This window comes from Caballeronia sp. (assembly GCF_049581465.1).
GTDB lineage: Bacteria > Pseudomonadota > Gammaproteobacteria > Burkholderiales > Burkholderiaceae > Caballeronia.
This window is the reverse complement of the sequence record NZ_JBAUSA010000731.1, coordinates 1-3748: the sequence shown is the minus strand read 5'-3', so window position 1 is coordinate 3748 and position 3748 is coordinate 1. Positions and strand designations below refer to the sequence as shown.

Here is a 3748-nt window from a genome sequence, read left to right as displayed (position 1 = left end):
ACTGCGCATAGGCGGCGAGCGGGACTTCGCAACTGCCGCCAAGCGAGCGCGAGACCATCCGTTCGGCTTCCACCGCCGCGGCGGTCGCCTCATGGTGCAAGGGCGCGAGCCACGTGGCGAGGTCGCTGCGACCGGCACGAATCTCGATGCCAAGCGCGCCCTGACCCGCCGCCGGCAAGCTCTCTTCCGCCGATAAAACCGTGCGAATCCGCGCTTCGAGCCCGAGCCGCTTCAGCCCGGCCGCCGCGAGAATAATGGCCGCGTAGTCGCCGCGATCGAGTTTGGCCAGACGCGTATCGAGATTGCCGCGCAACGGACGCACGTCGAGATGCGGGAAATACGTCCGCAGCATGGCTTCGCGACGCAGGCTCGACGTGCCCACGACACTGCCGTGAGGCAACTCGGCCAGTGTTGCAAAGTGCGGCGAGACGAAGGCGTCGAACGGATCTCCGCGTTCAAGAATCGTGCTCAGGACGAACCCCTCGGGGAGTTCCATTGGCACGTCCTTCAACGAATGCACGGCGAGGTCGGCGCGGCCGTCGGCGAGCGCGGCTTCGAGTTCCTTCACGAAGAGCCCCTTGCCGCCGACCTTCGATAAGGTCCGGTCGAGAATCTGATCGCCGCGCGTCGTCATTCCGAGGATTCTGACGTCGCAAGATGGATATAATTTGTGCAACGCACACTGCACGTGTTCAGCTTGCCACATCGCTAGACGGCTTTCCCGTGAGGCAATGACAAGACTTGTTGGGGGTGGCGTGGAAGGCGTCTCGGAATTCATTGCGGGTCAATCGAATGACGGGATGGATAACAAACAATGGTAGCACGCACACCCGGGTCCAACTGTGGTCAGATGCGGCGTCCAAACCGCACGGCCAGGGCGCCCGGGACTTACGGCAGAACGAGAGACAGTGAGGTTCGCACGCCGCGTCCTGGACGCGGTTCGCCACTTGAGGTCGCCACTTCAGGCAGCCACTTCACGCAGCGCATTCAACCCCGTATTGTGTCGTGTTGTCGCAGCCAGCACATTCAAAAGGAATCCAACGTGACGTCTTCCGGATCGGCGCGCAACGCCCGCCCCCGCCGTAATGCCGCTTCGCCCGCCGCGTCCGGCGCGGCGTCTTCTGTCACGAGCCTCGCCGCCAAGTCGGCGAAGGCACCGAAAGCCGCTGCGCCGTTGAAAAAACCCGCGGCCAGCGGGAAGACGAAAACGCCCGCCCCGATGAACGCCAAGACGGCAAAAACCGCCCGCACGCGCGAAGACAAGGACCTGCCGCTCTTCGAAGACATCCGCTACCTGGGGCGTCTTCTCGGCGACGTCGTACGCGAACAGGAAGGCGACAAAGTATTCGATGTCGTCGAAACGATCCGTCAGACGGCCGTGAAATTCCGTCGCGAAGACGACAGCGACGCGCTTCAAACCCTCGAAAAGCGTCTGCGTTCGCTATCGCCTGAGCAAACGGTAAGCGTCGTGCGCGCGTTCAGCTATTTTTCGCACCTGGCGAATATCGCGGAAGACCGGCATCACAACCGGCGCAGGCGCATTCATGCGCTGGCGGGGTCCGCGCCTCAGGCCGGCACCATGGCGTATGCCATCGAACGGTTGAAGCAAAGCCCGAACGCGGCGAAGGCGAAGGCCACGCTGCAAAAGTTCTTCGACGACGCGCTGATCGTGCCCGTGCTGACCGCCCATCCGACCGAAGTCTCGCGCAAGAGCATTCTGGACGCGCAGCACGAAGTCGCTCGCCTGCTCGCGGAGCGCGATCAGGATTTGACCACGCGTGAACGCGCACACAACGAGGCGATGCTGCGCGCGCGCGTCACGTCGCTCTGGCAGACGCGTATGTTGCGCGATGCCCGTTTGACCGTCGCCGATGAAATCGAGAACGCCCTGTCGTATTACCACGCCACGTTCCTCGCGGAAATTCCCGCGGTTTACGCCGATATCGAAACCGCGCTCGCCGAGCACGGCCTACCCGCGCGTTTGCCGGCGTTCCTGCAGATGGGAAGCTGGATTGGCGGGGATCGCGACGGCAATCCGTATGTCACCGCGCCCACCCTGATCCACGCGATCACGCGCCAGGCAACGGTGATTTTCGAACATTACCTGGACCAGGTGCACAAGCTGGGGGCGGAATTATCGGTATCGAATCTATTGGCGGGCGCGAGCGACGCGTTGATCAAACTCGCCGCTGCGTCGCCCGACACGTCGCCGCATCGTATTGACGAGCCGTATCGGCGTGCGCTGATTGGCGTGTATTCGCGGCTGGTGGCGAGCGCCGATCAGCGGCTCGGAAGCGGCGTGGTGCCAGCGCGCAGCCATCACCCGGCCAAACCGTATGAATCCGCTGCGGAATTTGCGGCTGACTTGAACGTGCTGGTCGAATCGCTGGCCGGGCATCACGGCGAATATCTGAGCGCGCCCCGGCTGTCGCCGCTTGCGCGCGCCGCCGAAGTGTTCGGCTTCCATCTGGCGAGCATCGACTTGCGCCAGAGTTCGGATATCCACGAAGCAGTGGTAGCAGAACTGCTCGCGCTTGCAGGCGTCCAGGCAGATTACGCGGCGCTGTCGGAAGTGGAAAAAGTCGCGTTGCTACGCCTCGAACTCGCCCAGCCGCGGCCGTTGCGCCTGCCCTTTTTCGAGTACTCCGACCTCGCTAAAAGCGAACTGGGCGTACTGGAAGCGGCACGTGTCACGCGCGAGAAATTCGGTACGCGCGCGGTCCGCAACTACATCATCTCGCACACGGAGACGGTCAGCGACTTGCTGGAAGTCATGTTGCTGCAGAAGGAAACGGGCCTGCTGCACGGGCGTCTCGGTCATGCCGACGATCCCGCGCACGACGGCATCATGGTGATTCCGCTGTTTGAGACCATCGCCGACTTGCGCAATGCGCCGCTCATCATGGGTGACTTTTTTGCGCTGCCTGGCGTCGACAAGCTGGTCGAACTGCAAGGCGGCGAGCAGGAAGTGATGCTCGGCTATTCCGATAGCAACAAGGACGGCGGCTTTCTTACGTCGAACTGGGAGTTGTATAGGGCAGAACTGGCGCTGGTCGCACTGTTCAAGCAGCACAAGACCACGCTGCGGCTCTTTCATGGTCGCGGAGGCACGGTCGGCCGCGGCGGTGGCCCGACTTATCAGGCAATCTTGTCGCAGCCGCCGGGTACCGTCGATGGCCAGATCCGCACGACCGAACAAGGCGAAGTGATTTCGAGCAAGTTCGGCAATGCTGAAATCGGGCGGCGCAATCTTGAACTCCTGGTTGCGGCGACGCTTGAAGCTTCGCTGTTGCCACACGAAAATACGCCCCCGCAATTGCCGGCTTTCGAGGCGGCGATGCAGAATCTCTCCGATACCGCGATGGCCTCGTATCGAGCACTCGTTTATGAGACGCCGGGTTTCAAGGAGTATTTCTTCGAATCGACGCCGATTTCAGAGATCGCCGAGCTGAATATCGGCAGCCGGCCGGCGTCGCGAAAATTGCAGGACGTGAAGCAACGCAAGATCGAAGATTTGCGCGCCATTCCGTGGGGGTTTTCGTGGGGTCAATGCCGCTTGCTGCTCACCGGCTGGTACGGTTTCGGCAGCGCCGTGACGGCTTTCCTCGACGCTGCGCCCGATGCCACGGAGCGAACAAGTCGCTTGAGCATGCTCAAGAAGATGCATAAGACCTGGCCGTTCTTCGCCAACTTGCTGTCGAACATGGACATGGTTTTGGCCAAGACGGATTTGGCCGTTGCGTCGCGT

Annotated in this window: 3 protein-coding genes; 1 reads left to right on the top strand and 2 read right to left on the bottom strand. The window is 62.1% G+C overall.

What is annotated here, in order from left to right:
* Both hemC and WCA53_RS17935 read right to left on the bottom strand, forming a co-directional pair.
* The coding region (gene hemC, locus WCA53_RS17940; RefSeq protein WP_423913395.1) for a hydroxymethylbilane synthase at nt 1–778 on the bottom strand (778 nt) is incomplete at its 3' end.
* A gap of 248 nt (nt 779–1026) precedes the next feature.
* Nucleotides 1027–1230 carry a hypothetical protein gene (locus tag WCA53_RS17935; RefSeq protein ID WP_423913393.1) on the bottom strand — a complete coding sequence of 68 codons (204 nt, stop codon included), beginning with the start codon at nt 1228–1230 and terminating at the stop codon, nt 1027–1029.
* Here WCA53_RS17935 and ppc point away from each other — a divergent pair.
* Nucleotides 1220–3748 (top strand): phosphoenolpyruvate carboxylase (gene ppc, locus WCA53_RS17930; protein ID WP_423913390.1); only part of this gene is annotated, 2529 nt, incomplete at its 3' end. The two genes, WCA53_RS17935 and ppc, sit on opposite strands and share 11 nt — an antisense overlap.